The 20,925-nt window shown below is 45.5% G+C and carries 21 protein-coding genes; 2 read left to right on the forward strand and 19 right to left on the reverse strand.

Translation table 11 applies throughout. The annotated features are described in order from the left end of the window. Window positions 1-11: 11 nt before the first annotated feature. On the reverse strand, window positions 12-878 hold the full coding sequence (locus FRZ06_12045) for a LysR family transcriptional regulator (GenBank protein ID QOX64011.1): 867 nt from the start codon (window positions 876-878) through the stop codon (window positions 12-14). A 134-nt stretch (window positions 879-1,012) separates the two neighbouring features. On the opposite strand from FRZ06_12045, the gene FRZ06_12050 reads away from it, so the two are divergent. Next, complete coding sequence (locus FRZ06_12050; protein QOX64012.1) at window positions 1,013-1,957, forward strand: DMT family transporter; 945 nt, start codon at window positions 1,013-1,015, stop codon at window positions 1,955-1,957. Here the strand turns inward: FRZ06_12050 and FRZ06_12055 are convergent. The 4 genes from FRZ06_12055 to serC form a co-directional block, all read right to left on the reverse strand. Beyond that, window positions 1,954-2,229 carry a DUF2384 domain-containing protein gene (locus FRZ06_12055; GenBank protein ID QOX64013.1) on the reverse strand — a complete coding sequence of 92 codons (276 nt, stop codon included), beginning with the start codon at window positions 2,227-2,229 and terminating at the stop codon, window positions 1,954-1,956. The genes FRZ06_12050 and FRZ06_12055 overlap by 4 nt on opposite strands. 199 nt (window positions 2,230-2,428) lie before the next feature. After that, window positions 2,429-3,778 carry a D-alanyl-D-alanine carboxypeptidase gene (locus tag FRZ06_12060; GenBank protein QOX64014.1) on the reverse strand — a complete coding sequence of 450 codons (1,350 nt, stop codon included), beginning with the start codon at window positions 3,776-3,778 and terminating at the stop codon, window positions 2,429-2,431. A gap of 55 nt (window positions 3,779-3,833) precedes the next feature. Beyond that, window positions 3,834-5,042 (reverse strand): cofactor-independent phosphoglycerate mutase, encoded by a 1,209-nt coding sequence (locus FRZ06_12065; protein ID QOX64015.1) that lies wholly within the window; start codon window positions 5,040-5,042, stop codon window positions 3,834-3,836. Window positions 5,043-5,148: 106 nt separating this feature from the next. After that, a complete protein-coding gene (serC, locus tag FRZ06_12070; GenBank protein QOX64016.1) occupies window positions 5,149-6,243 on the reverse strand; it encodes a 3-phosphoserine/phosphohydroxythreonine transaminase in 1,095 nt (364 codons plus the stop codon). A 216-nt stretch (window positions 6,244-6,459) separates the two neighbouring features. Here serC and FRZ06_12075 point away from each other — a divergent pair, with 216 nt between their 5' ends. Further along, on the forward strand, window positions 6,460-7,614 hold the full coding sequence (locus FRZ06_12075; protein QOX64017.1) for a 3-phosphoglycerate dehydrogenase: 1,155 nt from the start codon (window positions 6,460-6,462) through the stop codon (window positions 7,612-7,614). 244 nt (window positions 7,615-7,858) lie between these two features. Here FRZ06_12075 and FRZ06_12080 read toward each other — a convergent pair whose 3' ends face one another. The 14 genes from FRZ06_12080 to FRZ06_12145 all read right to left on the reverse strand — a co-directional run bounded on the left by FRZ06_12080 (window position 7,859) and on the right by FRZ06_12145 (window position 20,895). Then, window positions 7,859-8,518: a V-type ATP synthase subunit D gene (locus tag FRZ06_12080; GenBank protein QOX64018.1), complete on the reverse strand. Its 660-nt coding sequence runs from the start codon at window positions 8,516-8,518 to the stop codon at window positions 7,859-7,861. A 17-nt stretch (window positions 8,519-8,535) separates the two neighbouring features. Beyond that, a complete protein-coding gene (locus FRZ06_12085) occupies window positions 8,536-9,915 on the reverse strand; it encodes a V-type ATP synthase subunit B (GenBank protein ID QOX64019.1) in 1,380 nt (459 codons plus the stop codon). Next, window positions 9,908-11,686 (reverse strand): V-type ATP synthase subunit A, encoded by a 1,779-nt coding sequence (locus FRZ06_12090; GenBank protein ID QOX64020.1) that lies wholly within the window; start codon window positions 11,684-11,686, stop codon window positions 9,908-9,910. The genes FRZ06_12085 and FRZ06_12090 overlap by 8 nt, the downstream gene beginning before the upstream one ends. A 122-nt stretch (window positions 11,687-11,808) precedes the next feature. After that, window positions 11,809-12,123 (reverse strand): V-type ATP synthase subunit F, encoded by a 315-nt coding sequence (locus FRZ06_12095; protein ID QOX64021.1) that lies wholly within the window; start codon window positions 12,121-12,123, stop codon window positions 11,809-11,811. Further along, window positions 12,116-13,117, reverse strand: a complete 1,002-nt coding sequence (locus FRZ06_12100; protein QOX64022.1) for a V-type ATPase subunit — start codon at window positions 13,115-13,117, stop codon at window positions 12,116-12,118. Before FRZ06_12100 ends, FRZ06_12095 begins: the two co-directional genes overlap by 8 nt. Window positions 13,118-13,142: 25 nt before the next feature. Then, window positions 13,143-13,733, reverse strand: coding sequence for a hypothetical protein (locus tag FRZ06_12105; protein ID QOX64023.1), 591 nt, complete (start codon window positions 13,731-13,733; stop codon window positions 13,143-13,145). A 63-nt stretch (window positions 13,734-13,796) separates the two neighbouring features. After that, window positions 13,797-14,276, reverse strand: a complete 480-nt coding sequence (locus FRZ06_12110) for a V-type ATP synthase subunit K (GenBank protein ID QOX64024.1) — start codon at window positions 14,274-14,276, stop codon at window positions 13,797-13,799. Between the two features lie 34 nt (window positions 14,277-14,310). Then, entirely contained in the window at window positions 14,311-14,790 is a 480-nt protein-coding gene (locus FRZ06_12115) for a V-type ATP synthase subunit K (protein ID QOX64025.1), read from the reverse strand. Beyond that, window positions 14,787-16,736: a V-type ATP synthase subunit I gene (locus tag FRZ06_12120; GenBank protein ID QOX64026.1), complete on the reverse strand. Its 1,950-nt coding sequence runs from the start codon at window positions 16,734-16,736 to the stop codon at window positions 14,787-14,789. Before FRZ06_12120 ends, FRZ06_12115 begins: the two co-directional genes overlap by 4 nt. Then, on the reverse strand, window positions 16,736-17,050 hold the full coding sequence (locus tag FRZ06_12125) for a hypothetical protein (GenBank protein QOX64027.1): 315 nt from the start codon (window positions 17,048-17,050) through the stop codon (window positions 16,736-16,738). The genes FRZ06_12120 and FRZ06_12125 overlap by 1 nt, the downstream gene beginning before the upstream one ends. A gap of 859 nt (window positions 17,051-17,909) precedes the next feature. Continuing rightward, a complete protein-coding gene (locus FRZ06_12130; protein ID QOX64028.1) occupies window positions 17,910-18,749 on the reverse strand; it encodes a YihY/virulence factor BrkB family protein in 840 nt (279 codons plus the stop codon). 92 nt (window positions 18,750-18,841) lie between these two features. Continuing rightward, on the reverse strand, window positions 18,842-19,468 hold the full coding sequence (locus FRZ06_12135) for an XTP/dITP diphosphatase (protein QOX64029.1): 627 nt from the start codon (window positions 19,466-19,468) through the stop codon (window positions 18,842-18,844). Window positions 19,469-19,477: 9 nt separating this feature from the next. Then, window positions 19,478-20,203: a ribonuclease PH gene (locus FRZ06_12140; GenBank protein QOX64030.1), complete on the reverse strand. Its 726-nt coding sequence runs from the start codon at window positions 20,201-20,203 to the stop codon at window positions 19,478-19,480. 68 nt (window positions 20,204-20,271) lie between these two features. Then, window positions 20,272-20,895: a DUF47 family protein gene (locus tag FRZ06_12145; protein QOX64031.1), complete on the reverse strand. Its 624-nt coding sequence runs from the start codon at window positions 20,893-20,895 to the stop codon at window positions 20,272-20,274. Window positions 20,896-20,925 lie beyond the last annotated feature (30 nt).

Here is a 20,925-nt window from a genome sequence, read left to right on the forward strand (position 1 = left end):
CTGATTTCACCTCACTTAATTCGGTATGAGAAATATTCCAAAAACCGCTTCGCCGCCATAGCAAGGGAATTTCGATCCCTCATAGCAATACCGATGTCACGGTAGGCTGGAATCTCCAGCTCCTTTCTCACGATCCGGTATGGACTTCTCTTTAAGATTAATTCTGGCAGGATGCTGATTCCCAGACCATTCTCCACCATGGACATAATAGCATAGTCATCCCAAGTTGTAAAATGGATCCGCGGGGATAAGTTGTGCTTTTCAAAGATTCCTGCGATTTCTGCCTTCCCTCCCTTTTGGAGCAGCATGAAAGGGTTTTTTTCCAGTTCGCCCATGGGAAGTCGATTGCAGTCGGCCATGGGATGCCCCTCAGGAAGAACCGCCAGTAACCGATCCTTTTCCAGAAAAATGGTTTCAAGTTCTGCTGCCGCAGGCAGACATAAGAACCCAAAGTCTACTCGTCCATCGAAAATCCATGTTTCGATTTCTGTATAGTCGCCCAAGAGCAATTCAAAGTCGATCATCGGATAGTCTTTCTGAAAAGCCTTGATCATGTTAGGCAGCCAATGAGTTGCTACGCTGGAAAAGGTACCGACACGAATCATTCCTGACTGTATTCCATGCAAATCCTCAATCTGCTTCTGTAAGACCCGATTTTCGTAACAGACCCTTTTCAATTGAGGAAACAGTTTAAGCCCATCAGAGGTTAGGCTTACTCCAGATCGCCCTCGCTCTAGCAGGGATACCCCCCATTCCATTTCCAGGTCTTTGATCATCCTGCTAATCCCCGATTGGGTATAGTTCAAGGCTTCAGCAGCCTTAGTCAGGCTCCCGTGCTCCAGAGTTTTTATCAACGCTTCATATTTATGCAGATTCATCTTCTTTCCTTATTTACCGATTCCCGTTTGCATTACATTTCATCATGTTTTATATGACAAACATTCTGTATTGTCATGATTTTATTTATGATACACTACTCTCGTTAATCTATCAAGGTCGAAAGGAAAAGAATATGAAGAAATCTTATATTCAATATATCGCATCACTGCTGCTGTTCGGCTCCAATGGAGTTATAGCGAGTTGCATCTTTTTGAGCAGCACGGAAATCGTGCTTACAAGAACCTTGATTGGAGGTTTGACGTTGCTGCTCTTCTTTGTCCTTTCCCGACAAAAAATAAAGCTGCCAGAGCAGAAACGAGGCATTGTATTTGTTCTGCTTTCAGGTGCAGCAATGGGTGGAAGCTGGATCTTTCTTTATAAAGCCTATACCCTGGTCGGCGTTGGGGTTGCTACGATTGTCTACTATTGCGGTCCTGTTTTTGTAATGGTTTTGTCAACCATGGTCTTCCGGGAAAAGATGACTCTTGGAAAGTTCTCCGGTTTTTTGGCTGTAGTGGCAGGAATCTATCTGTCAAACGGTCAATCACTTTTTTCTGGTGATTCTCCGTTGGGCCTCCTCTGCAGCATGATGGCTGCTGTGATGTATACCTTAATGATTCTATTCAGTAAAAAAAGTAGCTTCGCCACTTCTGCTGAGGGACACACGGGCTCCTCAGAAACCAAATGGGAATGCTCTCAACTTGGAAATACAGTCTGTCAATTGGGGGCTGCATTTCTTACCACCGCACTTTTTCTAACCCTTCATCGAGGTATTTCAGTTTCTATTGAATCAAAGAATCTTCTCCCGATTCTGATCCTGGGTGTCGTAAATACCGGTATCGGCTGCCTCCTTTACTTTTCATCCATCAGTAAGCTTCCTGTACAATCTGTAGCAATCTGCGGATATTTAGAACCACTCTCTGCACTGGTTTTCTCCGCGCTCTTCCTCGGTGAGTCCCTAAATTCCGTACAGATGATAGGGGTTTTCCTCGTTTTGGGCGGCGCTCTATTTGGAGAAATCACAGGTATATTTCAAAAGAAACAGATCGATTCTCATCACTGTCGAGCATCGAATTAATCTGGGATTCTCAGGAGCAATCCCTTCAGTGACTCCAATCCTTCCTCGGTCTTAAGCAGATCGATAGGTTTTCGATCACCCAAGGCAGGCAAGTTTGAATTGAGCCACTCTTTTGCATGATCACGAAATAAACTCACAACTACAATTTTGATATCCTCGGGGACATCTTCATCAAGTAAGTCATTCCTTCCCACATCAGCCAGTGAATGATAAACTTTTGTATAATAGCTTAAGTAACTCATCCAGTACTCCTCTTTTGATTTCTTGACCATCACATGCACCCCCAAATTATAAATAGTATACCAGATTATACCATATTGTTATTTGAATTAAAAGCAAGAATATTTGGGGTTTATATATAACTTCAGGGGATGATCCCACTGTACTTTCCTATTGATATCGCAGGAAATGATATTAATAGGAAGAAATAGGAAAAACCTTGATGATTTTCATCAAGGTTTTTATAATCAATCAATTTCTCCAGTATTCATCATAACGCCGTCTGCTATCTTGGCTCTGATACCGCATAGCTCTTTCCTGCCGCCTCATCTTACGTCTTTTGATCTGCTTTCTCTTTAGAAATACATAAGAGGCAAAGAGCAGGATTACCAGTAATATGATAGAAGAAAAAATCTTCTCTATTTTTTGAGCCGTCTCATCTGTAACACCTACAACGGAAAGGAGCCCACCCTCTGGAATATCACTTGCTGCAATCGCATCAACAGTATCCACAAGGCTGTCACCCTCATAGATTTCCACCTCTCCTACCTTCTGACCTAAGGTAACAGGAGCACGGACGGTTTCATCAAGCTTAATCTTGGTGTTAATCAACGATTCTGAGGCTTCCACCGGAAGTGTGGCATAAGCGGTTTTCGATGCCACAACCTCTACCTTTTTCACAGAACCTCTGTTGACTGGTATTTCTCCCAGTACGGTATCTGCCTGCATGGCCATTACACTCTTGTAGTTGTCAAACGCATAGTCCAGTAAAGCAATCGAATCACCAAAACGACCAGGGTCTGTCGATTTCATAACAACAGAAATCAACTCCGTATCTCCCCTAATAGCACCTGCTACGAGGCAGCCACCAGCATGGCTGGTATAGCCGGTTTTAATTCCAGTCGAACCTTCATACTTTGCTGCACGCAGGACTCCGTTTGCGCTTACCTTAGTTTTTTCATCGTAGATCAAACGGTTTGTATTATAAAGATATCTTGTATCCTGTTTGTTGGTTGCAGGTATAATGTAACGATAAGTGGTGACCAATTCTCTAAATTTCTCATTCTTCATGGCCTCCCTTGCAATCATGGCCAGATCATAAGCGGTTGAAACGTGAGCCGGGTCATGAAGACCGTTTGGATTTACGAAGTTCGTATTCTTTGCGCCCAATTCCTTGGCCTTTTGATTCATCATTTCTGCAAATGCCGGAATGGTACCCGCCATTTCTTTGCCAAGGGCAACGGCAGCATCATTTGCTGATTCCAGCAGCAATGCATAGAGTAGTTGTTCTACCGTTACCTGTTCCCCTTCAAGAAGATAGATACGGCTTCCCTCCGTATACGGTGTTTCCGCATCGATGGTTACCACTTTATTCAAATCTAGATTTTCAAGCGCCAGAAGCGCGGTGATAACTTTGGTTGTGCTGGCAGGATACCTCTGTTCGTTCATATTCTTATCATATAGCACCTGGCCTGTTTTTACGTCGATTACGATCCCCGTCTCAGCTGTGATAGCAGGCGGCTCTGAAGCTGCATAGACAGTGCTGGGCACAGCATGGATGATAACGAACGCAGTTAAAATGATTGTAATTAATTTCTTCATATTATCCCCGTGTTATAACGCATCGCAGTAATTTTTCATATTCGGACGGTTAATCTCATAAAAAGAAGAAGTCTGCCAGTTCATAACCGTTTTCAAAAAATCTTCCTCTTTCTCCTGCCGCTTCATTAAAAGCTTTGTCTGAATCCGGCTTTTCTTCCCTGTCGCTTTGATAAATCACATAGGGAACCGGCGTTGAAGAGTGAGTTCGAATAGCCAGCGGTGTCCGGTGATCCGGAACAATCAGCACTTTAAAGGTTTCCCCGGAGGAAAAAAGATATTCCAAAATTGGTTTCAGAACAAACTCGTCAATCATTTCCAGTGATTTCACTTTACCCTCTAGATCCCCTTGATGAGAACACTCATCGGGAGCTTCTACATGTAAATAGATAAAATCCTGCCCTTTTTTGAATGCATCAATCGCCGCCTCTGCCTTGCCTTTAAAATTCGTATGGATCGTTCCGGTTGCACCTTCAACATCCACACTGCTCAGTCCAGCGCAAATCGCAATGCCCTTGATCAGGTCTACCGCTGAAATTGCCGTTCCGGTAATTTGATACTTCTCCGAAAAGGATGGCAGGCTTGGTTTCCTGCCCTGACCCCATATCCAAATGGAATTGGCAGGATTGAGCCCCCGTCTTGCACGATCCAAATTGACCGGATGTTCTTTCAGCAGCTCATAACTTTTTCGCATCATCTCTGTGAGAAACTCTGAACCTTCACCCTTTGGCAAATGATTCTGAACTTTTTGCGTCAGCACATCGTGTGGCGGCGTCAAATCATAGGAAGTCGAACCATTTTTCATAATCAGTGCATGGCGGTAGCTGACTCCGGGATAAAACTGCAGAACCTCCGTCCCAAGTGCTTCATTAATATATTCAATCAGAATTTTCGCCTCTTCACTCGTAATATCTCCAGAGCTATGATCCTCAATGGTAAGTTCTTCATAGCTCCCATTTCCTGACAGGGTTACAAGATTGGTCCGGAATGCAACATCGGTTTCCGTAAGCTCAATTCCCATACTCGCTGCTTCCAGCGGTGATCTTCCTGTGTGATAGACCGCCGGGTCATATCCCATAACGGATAGGTTTGCCGCATCACTGCCTGGAGCAATTCCAGGCGGTATGGTCCTGACAAGACCGACCATGCCTTTCTGCGCCAATTGCGTTATATTTTGCATTTTTGCTGCCTGCAAGGGTGTCCGGTTGCCCAGCATGGCAATTTCCTCATCCCCCGCTCCGTCTGGCACCAAAACCAGGTATTTCATAACCGATCTCCTTATAAAATAGAAATGCTTTCTTAATCCCTGTCTCCATGATACCATAAGAAAGCATCTCATTTGTGATAAAATTGTAATTTTCGACAATTAATTCTTACTTGCTGTTCTCAGCCTCGAACTTTTTCATAAAAGCAATCAAAGTGTCTACCCCAGACATGGGCATAGCATTATAGATGCTTGCTCTCATGCCGCCGATGGAACGGTGGCCTCCCAGATTATGGAGTCCCGCTGCTTTAGCTTCCTTTGTAAATTTCTTATCCAGTGTCTCATCACCTGTAATAAAGACAACATTCATAAGAGATCTGTCTTGCACCTCAACAGGGCAGCTGTATAGTTTGCTGTTATCAATATAGTCATAAAGTTTCTTCGCTTTCTGTCTATTGATCCTTTCCAGCGCAGGAACTCCGCCCAGATTTTTGATATGCTTAAAGATCTCTCCCGCCATATAAATCCCGAAAGTTGGTGGGGTATTGTACATGGATTCATTGTTTACGTGAATTTTATAATCCAGATAAATTGGTGCATTTTTCGGAGCAAAACCGATGAGATCATCACGGATGATTACAATAACTACTCCTGCCGGCCCGATATTCTTTTGTGCTCCCGCATAGATCAGTCCGAATTTTGATACGTCAACTTCGTCAGAAAGAATGCAAGACGAAAGATCAGCAACAAGTGGAATATCTCCTGTATCGGGAATGTACGGATATCTCGTGCCATAAATTGTATTATTTAATGTTATATGCACATAGTCCGCATCCGGTGTAAATTCTTCTTTTTTCACTTCAGGGATATAGGTGAAATTGCTTTCTTCCGAGGAAGCGACGGCTTTGATTTCCCCAAATTTTTGTGCTTCTTCATATGCCTTTTTTGCCCAGGCTCCCGTTATAATATAATCGGCTTTCTTGGATTTACGAAGCAGATTGATGGGAATCATGGAAAACTGTAAGGTTGCACCGCCTTGAAGGAACATCACCTTATAATTATCAGGGATATTCATAATATCTCTGAGGTTTTTCTCAGCGGAATGAAGAATTTCTTCAAACTCTGCGGAACGATGGCTCATTTCCATAACGGACATACCGCATCCATTGTAATTTGTTAGTTGTTCTGCTGCTTGCTCCATGACCTCTAAGGGAAGCATGGAGGGTCCAGCCGAAAAGTTGTAAACTCTTTCTTTCTGACTCATTTTCATCCTCCTATACGCTCGCCTAATTTACGAAGAAAATTGTCGGCGAATCCTATGCTCAAAAAAATCAAATAATTGATTTTTAGATTTACATTGCGATAAATAATGTATAATTATATCACTTTACGTACCGTCAGTAAAGTGATATAATTCTACCTAATACTTATAGAAAAAAGCAATACTAATAAAATTTTTGAATCAGGAGAGTTGGAGAAAATGTACAAAATAGCAACCTTGAATAAGATCTCAAGTAAAGGGCTGGAACGGTTCAGTGATCGATATACCGTAAGCGACAATACGTCTGACGCACAAGGAATTCTTCTCAGAAGTCAGGATATGCATTCCATGGCACTGCCGGAGTCACTGCTTGCAATTGCAAGAGCCGGAGCAGGAGTGAATAATATTCCAGTTGACGCATGCTCAAAAAAAGGGATTGTTGTTTTTAACACCCCCGGAGCCAACGCCAACGCGGTAAAGGAACTCGTATTGACCGGAATTCTCATGTCTGCAAGAAATGTCTCCAGCGCCATTGCCTGGACAAAAACTTTGACCGAAGATATTTCCAAGACTGTTGAAAAGAACAAATCCCAGTTTGCAGGCCATGAAATCAAAGGAAAAGTCCTTGGCGTTGTCGGCCTTGGAGCCATTGGGGTTATGGTTGCCAATGCTGCCGAAAGTCTCGGAATGCATGTAATCGGCTACGATCCATATATGTCGATCCAGTCTGCACACGAATTATCCCGCACGGTAGAGGTATCCGAGTCTCTTGATCTCCTTCTTCCTAAATGTGATTATATCACAATCCATGTGCCATTCATGGAAAATACAAAGGAGCTGATCAACGAAAAGCGCTTCAGCCTCATGAAAGACGGTGTATGCCTTCTGAACTTCTCAAGAGACCAGATTGTCAGTGAAGCGGACATCCTGAACGCACTGGAAACAGGTAAAGTACGTAAATATGTTACTGACTTCCCGTCGGAGAAGTTCCTCTGTAATGACAAAGCGATCTGCATCCCTCATCTGGGCGCTTCCACAAAGGAATCCGAAGAGAACTGCGCAAGAATGGCGGTTGATCAGATGATGGACTATCTGGAAAACGGAAACATCACCAATTCCGTCAACTTTCCCAATTGCTCGCTGGGAATCAGCACTTCCATGAACCGAATTGCTGTACTCAATAAGAATGTACCTGCAATGCTCGGAAAAATTACAGGAATTCTTGCTGATATGAATATCAATATCAGCGATCTAAACAACAGAAGCAAGGGTGAGTTAGCTTATACACTCATTGATATTGACTCCGAGGTAGATGAAGTGGCTCTGAAGCAGGCGCTGAATGTCAACGGAATCATCTCCGTAAGAGTCATCTGATACGATTTTAATTAGATATCGTTTTCAAATAGATCTATGTTTTTATGTGAAAGCAGTATCAGAGACGAAATAAGAGAACTTATAACGGAGCCGCCTGTCAGCATTACAATACGCTGGCAGGCGGCTTTTTCGCCATATCTGGTGTTTCAGGCTAAATACCCAATCGGCATTTCCATTTTGCTTCAGATAACTGTTTACTCTAGATACCTGCTTGCTCCAGATACCTGTTTGCTGCTGATATCGTTTACTCCTGATACCCGTGGGCTTCTTTTAGAATCATATCCTTCACCTTCATAAGCCGGGTAATATTGCCCCGTTCATTCTCTTCCAGCTTCATGGAGATATAGCGAATCTTCTCCGTCATATTGGGAATCATCACATATTCCAGAGCACTGACACGTCGGCGGGTCTTTTCAATTTCCTCTGCCAGCAGCTGCGTAGTCTTTTCTACCTCAGCCAGCTTCAGCATATCCTGAAACACATGGGAAAGTGCTGCTACTGCAGTATCCAATTCCCCGGAGGTCATGGCAAAGCCATAGGGATAGATTTCCCCAGGATCATCACTTCGTGTTTTGAACTCATAGATCGGAACGTTAACGCTCATAATGTTGCAGTACGAAACGTCCAGTGTAACCGACTGCTTCGGGTACAGCAGCGCCTGCTCCATCATATTGGGTGACATGAGGGCCGAAGCCACTGTGAATGAAGCGTGGGCTGTCATCAGAGATTCTTCCACTCTCGTTCTCAGTTCCTTATTCAAACGGACGATATCAAGGAATTGCTTCATCAGCTCATCCCGCTTATCTTTTAGAAGTTTGTGCCCTCTGCGAGCCGTTTTCAGCCGGTTTTTTAAGCGGGTAAGCTCCATTCGCGTCATATTGGTCGTTGTTGATGAGGTAGCCATTTGTTATCGCCCCCCTGTCAATCTTTCTTCTTCGGCAAATACTTTTCAATAAGATCCGTATTGATACGTTTCAGTTCTGAGGTAGGCAGCATGGATAGAAGCTCCCATCCCAGATCCAGTGTTTCTTCTATGGATCGATTCTCATCACTGCCTTGGGCAACATAACGCCTTTCAAATTCATCCGCAAATTTGGCAAAGAGCAGGTCGGTTTCACACAGGGCTGCCTCTCCCAAAATCGTCATCAGCTCCTTCATTTCTTTTCCCGTGGCGTAGGCGGCGAAAAGCTGATTCATGGTGCCGGAATGGTCCTCTCTAGTCTTCCCTTTCCCGATCCCTTTGTCCTTCAGTCGAGAGAGAGATGGGAGCACATCCACCGGCGGACGAATCCCTTTTCGGAACAGTTCACGTGAGAGAATAATCTGCCCCTCAGTAATATATCCGGTAAGATCAGGAATCGGATGGGTCTTGTCATCCTCGGGCATGGTCAGAATCGGGATCATTGTAATGGAACCTTCATAGCCCAGCCTTCTTCCTGCTCGCTCATACATGGTCGCAAGGTCCGTATACAGGTACCCCGGATATCCTCGACGACCCGGGACCTCCTTACGAGCGGCGGAAACCTCACGAAGAGCTTCCGCATAATTGGTAATGTCAGTGAGGATGACGAGAACGTGCATCCCCTTATCAAACGCCAGATATTCTGCGGCGGTAAGCGCCATACGTGGTGTTGAAATACGCTCTACCGCAGGGTCGTTTGCCAGGTTTGTAAACAGTACAGTCCTGTCAAGAGCACCTGTGCGGCGGAATTCCTGAACGAAGAAATTTGCCTCTTCAAAGGTAATCCCTATGGCGGCGAAAACAACAGCAAAATTTGATGATGTCCCAAGAACCTTCGCCTGTCTTGCAATTTGTGCTGCCAGATCTGCATGGGGCAGCCCCGAACCGGAAAAGATCGGAAGCTTCTGTCCACGTACCAGAGTATTCAGGCCATCAATGGTGGAAATACCCGTCTGAATAAACTCAGAGGGATAATCCCTCGCTGCCGGATTCATCGGAAGCCCGTTGATGTCACGGTACTCATCCGCAAGAATCTCCGGGCCGCCATCGATGGGCACCCCCATTCCGCTGAATACCCTTCCCAGCATATCGCCTGATACACCAAGCTCTAAGCTGTGTCCGAGAAAGCGAACCTTGGACTGAGCAAGGTTGATTCCTGCCGAGCTTTCAAACAGCTGAACAACAGCCTTATCTTCATGAACCTCCAGCACCTTGCAGCGGCGAAGCTGTCCGTCTGGCAGTTCGATTTCCCCCAGCTCGTCATAGGTAACATCCTGCACCTTGCGCACCACCATCAGAGGACCGGAAATCTCATGGATTGTACGATATTCTTTAATCATTTTCCTTTCCTCCTTTTGCTGCGATCCTATCGATCTCTTGCTGCATCAATTCTTCGATTTCCCGGTATACGCGTACATAATCCCCCTCCGGAACACCCTTTGCCCTGCCGATTTTTTCACGGGCCGAAATAGCAAACAATTCCTGAAGATCAACGCATTGATCTAGTACAGCCCTTGCCAGGCTATCATACTGCAGAATCAAATGCATCAGCTTTGCCTGACGATCATAGGAGGAATAGCTATCTATGTCAACAAATGCATTCTGCTGGAGAAAGTCCTCTCGGATCATTTTTGCAGTTTCCAGTGTCAGCTGATCCTCATAGGAGAGAGAATCCTTGCCCACTAGTTGAACGATTTCATTGAGGGTCGCTTCTTCCTGCAGAATACGCAGCGCCTTTTCCCTGTTTAAGAAGTAGTCTTTCCCCAAATTTTCATCATACCATGGTTTCAGGGTATCCAAGTACAGAGAATAGGATGTCAGCCAATTTACTGCTGGGAAATGCCTTCTGTAGGCAAGACTGGCATCCAGTCCCCAGAAAACCTTGACGATTCGCATGGTACCCTGGGAAACAGGCTCTGAAATATCCCCACCAGGCGGAGATACAGCACCGATGGCGGTGAGGGAACCCTTTCGTCCCTCTCTGCCCATACAGGCAACGGTACCTGCTCTCTCATAAAATTGTGCGAGGCGTGAACTCAGGTAAGCGGGATATCCCTCTTCCCCGGGCATTTCTTCCAGTCGCCCGGACATCTCACGAAGGGCTTCCGCCCAGCGTGAGGTTGAATCTGCAATAACTGCTACCGCATATCCCATATCACGGAAATATTCCGCAATGGTGATTCCCGTATAGATGGAAGCCTCACGGGCAGCAACCGGCATATCGGAAGTATTTGCAATCATTACCGTTCGCTTCATCAATGACTCACCCGTTCTGGGATCCGTGAGTTCCGGAAATTCACGGAGTACGTCGGTCATCTCATTGCCGCGCTCTCCGCATCCGATATAGATTACTACGTCCACATCAGACCATTTCGCCAGCTGATGCTGTACCACGGTTTTTCCGGAACCGAAAGGCCCGGGAACCGCTGCTGTGCCCCCCTTGGCAATGGGAAAGAGGGTGTCGATGATCCGCTGTCCACTGGACAAAGGCTGCGTAGGCGGGAATTTTTCTTGATAAGGTCTGCCGATCCGAACCGGCCACTTTTGCATCATGGTCAACTCTTTTTCCGAACCATCAGCGGTTTTCAGCACCGCAACTGTATCGTTGACAGTAAAGAGCCCGCTTTTGATGGATATAAGCGTGCCGGAGATTCCTGGCGGGATCATAATCTTATGTAAAACGACAGGCCCTTCCTGTACGGTACCGATGACGTCTCCGCCGATCAATTGATCTCCCTCTTTGGCTGTGGCTGAAAATTCCCATTTGCTTTCCCTGCTCAGAGAGGGTACTTCAACACCTCGCGTGATCGTTGGTCCGGTGAGCTTCATAATTTCTTCTAAAGGACGTTGGATTCCGTCATATATGGTTCCGATCATTCCCGGCCCAAGTTCGACGGCAAGAGGCGCACCGGTGGTCTCCACCACGGCCCCCGGTCCCAACCCTGAGGTTTCTTCATATACCTGAATAAAAGCGCTGTCGCCGGTCATGTTCAGGATCTCACCGATGAGCCTCTGTTCTCCGACACGGACCACGTCCGCCATACTCGCATCGGCCAGTCCGGTTGCTACCACCAGAGGACCGGATACTTTAACAATTCTACCTTTGCTCATATTCCTGTTCCCTTCTTATATAACTGATTTGTCAATGCAAACAAAAGGGTTTGCGATATGTGCTGGAAGCCTATACTAAGTACTCAGGATATTCATCACTGAAACCATTTATGGCAACCAGACTAGTCTTTGAAAATGTCAACGCCCACCGCTCGTTCCACCGAACGCTTCAGGTTTTCCATACTGATGCCCAAACTCCCCTGTTTTCCAGGGATAAGAATGATTGCGGGCATGACCTCGTCCTTATATTGAGCAATATCCTGAGGAATTTGAGCAGCCAGCGTTTCAGTAATGTAAATCACTGCATACTTTTTCTTTGCCAAAGCGTGTATCTGCACTGCCGCCTGATCCTTCGTGTCTGCAAAAAATACCTCCAGACCCAATGCTTTAAAGCCAAGTACACTGTCACGATCGCCTAAAACTGCTACATTATACATAGATCTCACGCAACCTTTCACGAATGATATCCCGATTAAGTCCAGCCATGAGCCCAGTCATGATGATGCGCACTGCCGTATATTCCGTTTCTTTCGCCGCCAGATAAGAAATGACCGGCTGTTCCCCGAAAGGCACAAAACGAGCAGTGGACAGATATTGGCTGACCGCATCGTCACAGAGCTTCTCAAAGAGTGTCAGGGGACCGCCCTGAAGAGCGCGAACGCCGGAAGCAGCCGCCTCCTTTAAAAGAGACGTACTGTAAAAGTCTTCTATAGAAGCACCGGACACAACCGTTTCCACGATCCGGTTTCCATCCATATTCCCTCCTGCAAAAAGCTTGGTCCGCAGAAACTCAGCGCCCTTTCCCATTCTGACCGTTCGAACAACCGATCTCAGATTTGCTGCATCGATTAAGATTCTAACATAGCCGAAAAGGAAGATACTTTTTGCTTTTTCTGCCGCATCAAACAGATCTGCATAATAATATCGATCCAGGAGGGTATCTGCCATCTGGGGGTCTTTTGTGGCTGACAGCACTTCTCTTGCTTCTGTGATGGCATCCCGAAGGATAGAAGGCAAGCCAAAAAGTTCATTTTGCTGGACTCCTTTTTGAATCACACCAAGAGGCACCCGTCCGGAGCCGGAAAGCAGATCGGTTCCGTCAATACCTTGCACGATAGATTTCAGAAGTACTTTCACGTTATGATAATCATCTTTTATTCGAAATACGTCCAATATCTGAGGCTGATCGGGTATAAAAAAAGCAATTTCTCCAAAGGTCTTCTGACGCTCTGCCGCAAGGCTCTGTTCGAGACTTTCCATGGAGTTTGCAGAGAACTCGCCGTAACCGCATTCTTGAAGAATTCTTACAATTTCCTCGGTTCTTCCGGATTCCAGCATCATTTCCATACGCTCGCGATTCACCATGTTATTTTCGAGAGAACGTACCCGGGTTGTTAGAAACAGATATTCTGTCTCATCAAATTTCGTCATATAGCTTCCTCCTCCCTAAGCCTGGTTAGTCAAAGAGAATACCAGCAAGTTCACCTGCCATTTCGCTTCGCAGCTGGCGAATCAGACTCTCCAAGGTACAGTTGATCTCGATATCCTCATCTCTGAGTAAAAGTCCGCCTTTGATAGCTCTGAAATCCTCTGCCAAAGTAAGGTGTCCGCCGCCGGGAATCAATCCGTTGGCTTCCCGCACGACAGTCTCCCCTACTTTTAATCGGTCCTCATTTGATAATAGAACCTCCTCGTATCCGCTGCGGGATGCTTTCGCCGCAAGCCTTGCAAGCAGGAGTACATAATCCTTTTCCGGCAGTCCTTTGATACGGTCTAGAGCAGTATCAAAAGCCCGTTCAAGTAATTCCTGCTTGACGGAAAGTTCAAGTTTTCTCGTATCCAACATAGCGACTCCTTCGAGTCTTTCAATCCGTTCGGTCGCAGCTCCCTGCCCTCTGCTGAGGATTTCTCTGCTTTCCTTACGGGCAGCATCCGCATACCGGGCGGCAATCTCCTCCGCTTTTTCTCTCGCTTCACGGGTGATCTCCGCAAGCTCCTGTTCCGCATTTTGTATGATTCGTTCCGTGATCTTTTCAATTCCATTCATGGGTAATTTGCCATCCTTTCGATGGGATATTGACGCGGTATCTGCGCAAAACTGAAGTGGCGACTACAGGCTGTTGAGCATCAGGAATGATGCCAGCAAACAGAGAATGGCGTAAAACTCGACCATGATCGCCATTATAATCCCCTTCGACAGCTCCTCTGGGCGCTTGGAACATAACGCGGCACCTGCAGCAGCACATTTTCCTTGTGCGATCGCTGATAAAAGTCCTCCGATGGCCATAGGCATACAAGCTGCGAAGAACATGATTCCCCCTTGAATTTCAAGGGCGCGAAGACCTCCGCTGAAAAAGTCCAGCTTCATCAATGCAAAGAACCACGTTACCAAACCATAAAGACCTTGTGTTCCCGGCAGGATCTGAAGAATCAGTACCTGAGAAAACTTACCGGGATCTTCTGTCAACACTCCCGCACCCACTTCTCCTACACTTCCTACACCCTTTGCTGAACCTGCACAGCATAGGCCTACTGCCAGAGCTGCACCAAGCATTGCGATTGCTGTACCACCAAATCCGATTAATTCCATTGTTAAAAGCCTCCTCTTTCATCTCGTAAATATTTTAAAAATTATTCAGCATCAGGAACGTGGAAAGCAATGCCAGTATGGCATAAAACTCTACCATGATCGCCAGTATGATGCTTTTGGAAAGTTCATTGGGGCGCTTCGTCATAAGAGAAAGCCCTCCGGCTCCCAGCCTGCCCTGGACGATTCCGAAAATAAACCCTCCGATTGCTACAGGCATGCACGCTCCAAAGAACGCAACTCCTTCTCTTAGAGTAAACGAAACGAGATTTCCATCAAAAAAACCCAGCTTCATCAAAGCCAGAAACCAAACGACAAGCCCGTAAAGACCCTGCGTGCCCGGAAGGATCTGCAGGATGAGTACTCTGGAAAATTTGGACGGATCTACAGAAAGGACTCCGGCGCCGGCTCTTCCGACAGTGCCAACTCCTTTTGCAGAGCCTGAACAAGGCAATCCTACTGCAAGGGCAGCTCCGATAAAAGCTACAGCCGTTCCCATAAGCGCAAGTAAGTTCATCCCTTCACCTCCCCGTCTTCTGATACAATATCAACGTATTTCGTATGATACTTAAGTGGCTTAAACGGTCTGCCCCCGGATACGTAAAATTTGCTGAAGTACTCCAGATACTGCAGTCTGGCAGTATGTACATACGTTCCGATTACGTTAATTCCCATGTTAAAGGTATGACCGAATACAAAGATGACTAAAAAAGCAAAGATGTTGCCGGGCAGCGATCCCAGAATGTTAACCACGCTGGCAATAACCGTTGTTGCAAGCATAAGAGCCATCAAGCGGGTATAGGATAAGATATCTCCCAGCCAACTGGTGATGTTGTAGAGGCTTGCGATCCCGCCCAGCAGTTTTGCCGGAATTCCTTTCTTTGCTCTGCCCTGTGTAAGGATCAGTGCCGCAATACCTGTAAACAATACAAAAGGCGTACCTTTGATCACAAAAACGGCAATCCCCGCAAACAGAAGCCACCAGCTTCCCACGTCAAACAACGCATCCAAAGGATGGCCATCGCGGAAACACATATAGATATGGATACACATTCCGACAAATAACTGAACTGCACCCATTATGACTGATAGATAAAGAATCTTAAGAGGATCTGTAAGCGGGTCTAAAACTGGCACGTAAAGAACAAAGTCCTCAAAGCCAAGAAATTGCTCCGCTACTACGCTGACCGCATCTCCAAAGATCGATCCGCTTAAAAAACCCCAGACAGCGGCACTGGCGCCGCAGATGGTTGCAAGCTGTAAAATATTCCCCAAAACTCCTTTGGGTTTAAATTTACGGATTACAATTTGTGACAGGATGATAAGGATAATACCATATGCCACATCACCGAACATCATTCCGTAAAAAATAGTGAAAAACGGGAAGATCAGCGGATTGGGATCAATGCCTCCATAACCAGGCAAGCTGTACATTTCCGTGACCATATCCATCGATTGAATTAATTTCTTATTGCGCAGCTCCGTGGGAGGAATGTCCTCCTCTCCAGGCTCAAGAATTTCCATAGCGCATTCAAAATTATGTAATTCTGCTTCAAGCATATGTACATCCGGAGCTGGAACCCAGCCCTTGAGATATACCAATGTGCCGGTCGTTACCAGTCTGCTTCTTGCCTCTTCTATCGCAAGCTCTTGCACCATTTGATCTGAGCAAACCTGAAGATCACTTCGAAAACAGGAATAAGAAGTGATTTTCGCCTCTAGCTCTTCCTTTTTCCGGTCCAGCTCTGCGATTTCCGTATCAATCATTTTTATGTTTGATGCTGCACTTCCCTCAATGTCCTTCAACGCTGTGGGATTAAAAGAGAAGGTTCGAAGCGTTTCTGTTACGGCAGCCTCTTCTTCTTTGTGATATACAAGCAGCAAGTAGTGCTGCTCCTTGTCTGAGGATGCGTGGAAGCACGCAGCAGAAAGCCCGTTCTTTCCAATCGTCGCTTGTATTTCCTCCAGCGAAACCGCTGCTGGGCATACACCAAAAACAATCCGTGTCGACTCTGTCTCGCGAAGGCTTAGATCGACATCCAAACTGCTCCATGGCAGCAGCCCTATGCGCTGACTACCCAAACGATTTTTCTGAGAGCTGACTTGGCTGATCTGCCTGCTGCAGTCATTAATAACGGCAGCGCTTTCAAGGGTCGAAGTACGATAATCCGCATCACAAAAGGTATCCTCCCGAATTTCTTTTCTCAGGATAAAGAGACCTGATTTTTCCGGGGCATATTTCTTCAGTGTATCCAATGCAGTATTAACACCGGCAGCCTTGGATTTCGCATTGCTTACCGCTGCCCGTTCCCGCTTGACCAGAGATGACCACTCCGGATCTGCCAGTTCTGCATCCAGCTCAGTGATTTCAACACAGCCTGCTCGCTGCAGAAGCTTCATCATCTGCTCTTTGTCGCTGGCAAGGGACAACAAATGAAGTCGTTTCATTTTTACGATAGCCATTAGACACTTACGATCCTTTCTACGATCCTGGAAACGGCTTGATCCAGCCGCTGTTCCGCAGCTTGCCGAAGGCTTTCACATCTGATTTGTGCGTTGTTCATCAGTTCTGCAGCCTGTATTGCAGCCTTCTTCTCTGCATCGTTTAGCAAAGAGCGGACTTCCGTTTCCGCATCCATTTTCGCCTTCTCCAGATAAGCTTTTCCTCCTCGTTCCGCATCAATGATCAGCTTCTGGGCATTCGCCGCAGCTTCTTTCTTTCGCTGCTGATATTGCTGCTCTGTGTCTGTAATTTGTTTGATTGCTTCTAACGACATGTTCTCATCCTTTCAACACATTTGAGGAAACAAAATCCCCATCCTGAATATTCATTTTTCTGCAGATAGAGAGATTTTTATTGATAGAACATACGGTACAACAAAAATGATCCGGAAAACTGGAGGCATTATTGTATACTGTATATTTATCAATGATTATATGAATCCCTTGATGAAACAAAGTTGTTCAAAAAAGGAAACCTATCTTGAGGTTAGAATTTTAATACAGGCAGGCTTTTCTTAAACGTGCCCGATAAAGAATGTTAAGAGTTTGATTTATTTTAAGATTTCATTATAAGAGCGGGATTTTCCCGGAACACTTTCACGCGTTCGATCGGCAACTTCTTTATTTTTTCGAGTTGTTACCGAACAATCGATATGGCGAAATTATATCCTAGTTTAAAATTTCAAGCAAGCATATTTTCGAAATTTTTAGTAATCTTTAGCAAATCTTTAACGAAAATTTCGTCAATTTAACCTCTGCTTAGCCGCAACATTTTCGAAATTCCAACAATTCCCCGCAGATTTTTGCTGGTTCTATGCTCGGCCGGTGGGCAGCATAAATAAAAAGAGATAACACCGAATGCCATCTCTTTTTTTATCAATACAAAATAAAAAAGGCGACAGCAACAAATGCTATCCACCCTCTATAGCTCAATTCTCAAATAAGCAATTCTTATCCGTCCGATATTGGAACTGTATCTATCTAACAGACTTAGAACAACTCACCTCGCAGCAAAAGCTTTCGCAATTGCAACTTTGACCGAAAATCTATATTCCATTAGAGCTATTATAAACCATACTAAAGAAAATGAAAATAGGGAATTCAAAAAACAAATGAATTATTCGTTTGGTACCGTTAATTCTTCCCTGGTTTCGTTTGATCCCATACCGCATTGACCAATATCCCTATCACGAGAATATATCCAAGGATATAAAACCAGAACAGCAATGCCACAATAGCAGCTAAGCTTCCGTACAGCAAATCGTAGTTGGCAAACACGGAAGCATAATAGGAATAAATCCACGATGCAAGCAGCATTCCGCTGGATGCTACGATGCTTCCAGGCAATATCTTTCTAAACTTTATCCGCTCTGATGGCAGAACATAGTAGTTGTAGCTGATCATCAGGAAGTAAAGGGCAAGGGCAACAGGCCATCTCAGAACAAACCAAATGTTATCAAAGACAAATTGTAAATGCAGGAACTGATTCACATATGCAGTGAATACATGAATAATAATTTCACCGTAAACGAGGATCAGTAAGCCAAAGGCTAACGTGAATATTGTAATCAGAATCGTCTTTACAGCTCTCAGCCGCTCCCGGATGAAGCCTCTTCCTCCGGATGGATGGCCTGTGAAGGAATAATTTGAAATTCGCATCAGAGAATATGATGCTTTTGAAGCCGCCCACAATGCGAATACAATAAAAGCTGCACTGATTGCCCCCGACGGGTTATAAGTCAGATAATCCGACAAACTGGCTGAGATTTCCGGTGATACATATTGTGCTAATAGATCTTTAATCGCGTTCATAGATATGGAAAACACACCCAGCATTTCACCAAGGATGATGGCTGCCGGCACCAGCGACAGCAGAAAAAAGAAGGCCAATTCCGCCGCAACCCCCTGATAATACGGATCTGTGATTCTCTTTATGATCATCAATGTCATATTCAGCAGTCTTCTGCCACTCATCGCTCTATGAATCCCCTTCCCAATGTTTCATCCCCCTAGTGTTCTGTCTCGTTGATATCTGGAGCTACTGCGCCGCACAAATTTCCAGCCTGCTAGGCGGAAGTCTCTGCAGTAGCCGCAGTCAACATTCCTTTCAATTTCTGCAGGGCTTTCGCTCTATGGCTGATTTGATTTTTCTCCTCTGCGGTTAGTTCCGCAAAGGTTCTGTCATATCCGTTTGGAACAAACAATGGGTCATATCCAAAGCCATTGCTGCCCCTCGCTTTGTATATAATATGCCCTTCGCACTCTCCTCTTGCCACGATTTTCCTCCCATCGGGATAGATCATAGTGATTACAGACACAAACCTGGCAGTACGCTGATCCTCATCCACTGTTTCAAGCAGAGCGAGAAGCTTTTCATTGTTTTGTGCATCACTTGCATCTTCTCCCGCAAATCGTGCAGAGATTACACCCGGTGCTCCATCCAGTGCATCCACCATCAGCCCGGAATCGTCTGCGATTGTAATTTCACCGCAAAGCACCTGTATCTCTCTTGCTTTCTTTTCTGAATTTTCCTCAAAAGTGTCGCCGTCCTCTTCCACCTCTATATCAGGGACGCCTGCAGCATCTCTGGGAACCACATCCATTCCAAACTCTTTCGTTATCGCTTGAATCTCGTCTATTTTATGCTGATTCTTTGTTGCTGCAACAATACGCATGCAATCTACCCCTTTCATTTTTAATCTTTATCCAAGGTCGCCTAAAACCTCTTTTTGAACTGCAATTAGTTCTCTGCAGCCCTTGGCGGCAAGTTCAAGCATCTGCTGGAGCTGCTGAGGCTGAAAGGGAGAATCCTCCCCGGTACCCTGGACCTCAATATACTCGCCCTGGTCTGTCATTACCACATTCATATCCACCTTGGCATTGGAGTCTTCAGCATAAGGCAGATCCAGAACCGTTTCATCACCGACGATTCCAACGCTTACTGCGGATACAAAAGTCTTGACCGGAATTGCATCGATCAGTTTTTTCTCCTTCATCCACTTCATTGCTTCCACCATGGCGACGAAAGCACCTGTAATGGATGCGGTGCGGGTCCCGCCATCTGCCTGAATCACATCGCAGTCGATCCAAATCGTTCGCTCACCCAACCGATCCATATCAACCACCGAACGAAGGGCTCTTCCAATGAGCCGCTGAATTTCCATGGTTCTTCCATCAACTTTGCCTCTGGAGGAATCTCTGGTCTTTCTGTTTCCTGTGGAACGGGGAAGCATCCCGTATTCTGCAGTAATCCATCCTTTTCCGGTTCCTTTCAGATGCTGCGCCGTCTTCTCTTCTACGGATGCAGTGCAGATTACTTTCGTATTGCCCATCTCTATCAGTACGGATCCCTCAGCATGCATCAGATAATGGTTGGTAATTTTCACAGCCCGGAGCTGGTCAAAGTCTCTGTCGTCAAATCGTTTCATAGTAACTCCTCGTTCCATACCCGCCTTTGGCAAGGTACACTGTCAAAGGTATGATAAAAGAAGAACTCTTACGAGTTCTTCATCATTACGCTTTCAATTACATCGGCAACGTCTTCGCAGGCATCGCAGCAAATTTCCATATAGTGCAGTGTTCTGCCCCAGCCATAAACTTCCAGCGGATCTTTGCCCTGCACATAGAGGTTGCGGGTAGCCTTTGTAAACAGTTGATCGCCCTCTTCTTCCATACGGTTAATTTCTACAATCAAGCCGTGCAACGTGTGGGATTTTCTGAAATTATGGAATTCAACAAGAGCTTCCCGGAGTGCCTCACAGCACTTTACAATGATTTCAGCCATTTTTAAGGAATCCTCTCGCATGGTTTTGATATTGAACATGTACATACGCATCAGTACGTCTTCGATGGCATCGGTTACGTTGTCTATGGCATCAGCCATGGCAACGATGTCTTCTCTTTCGATGGGGGTGATGAATTCCTTAGCCAGCTTTTTCATCATGATATGCCGTTCTACATCGCCGGCATGCTCGATATTATGCATCTCCTTCATCTTTTCTTCCAGCTCATCCGGATTGAAGTTGTGCATTATCTCACTGAGCAAATTCGCTGCCTGGCAGGAATAATTCACTAGCTCCACAAACGTGCCGAAGTAATTATCATCTTTCTTTATCGCCATTCTATTTTATTCTCCTTTAAATCTCTTCTA

Source organism: Clostridiales bacterium, assembly GCA_015243575.1.
GTDB lineage: Bacteria > Bacillota > Clostridia > Peptostreptococcales > Anaerovoracaceae > Anoxybacterium > Anoxybacterium hadale.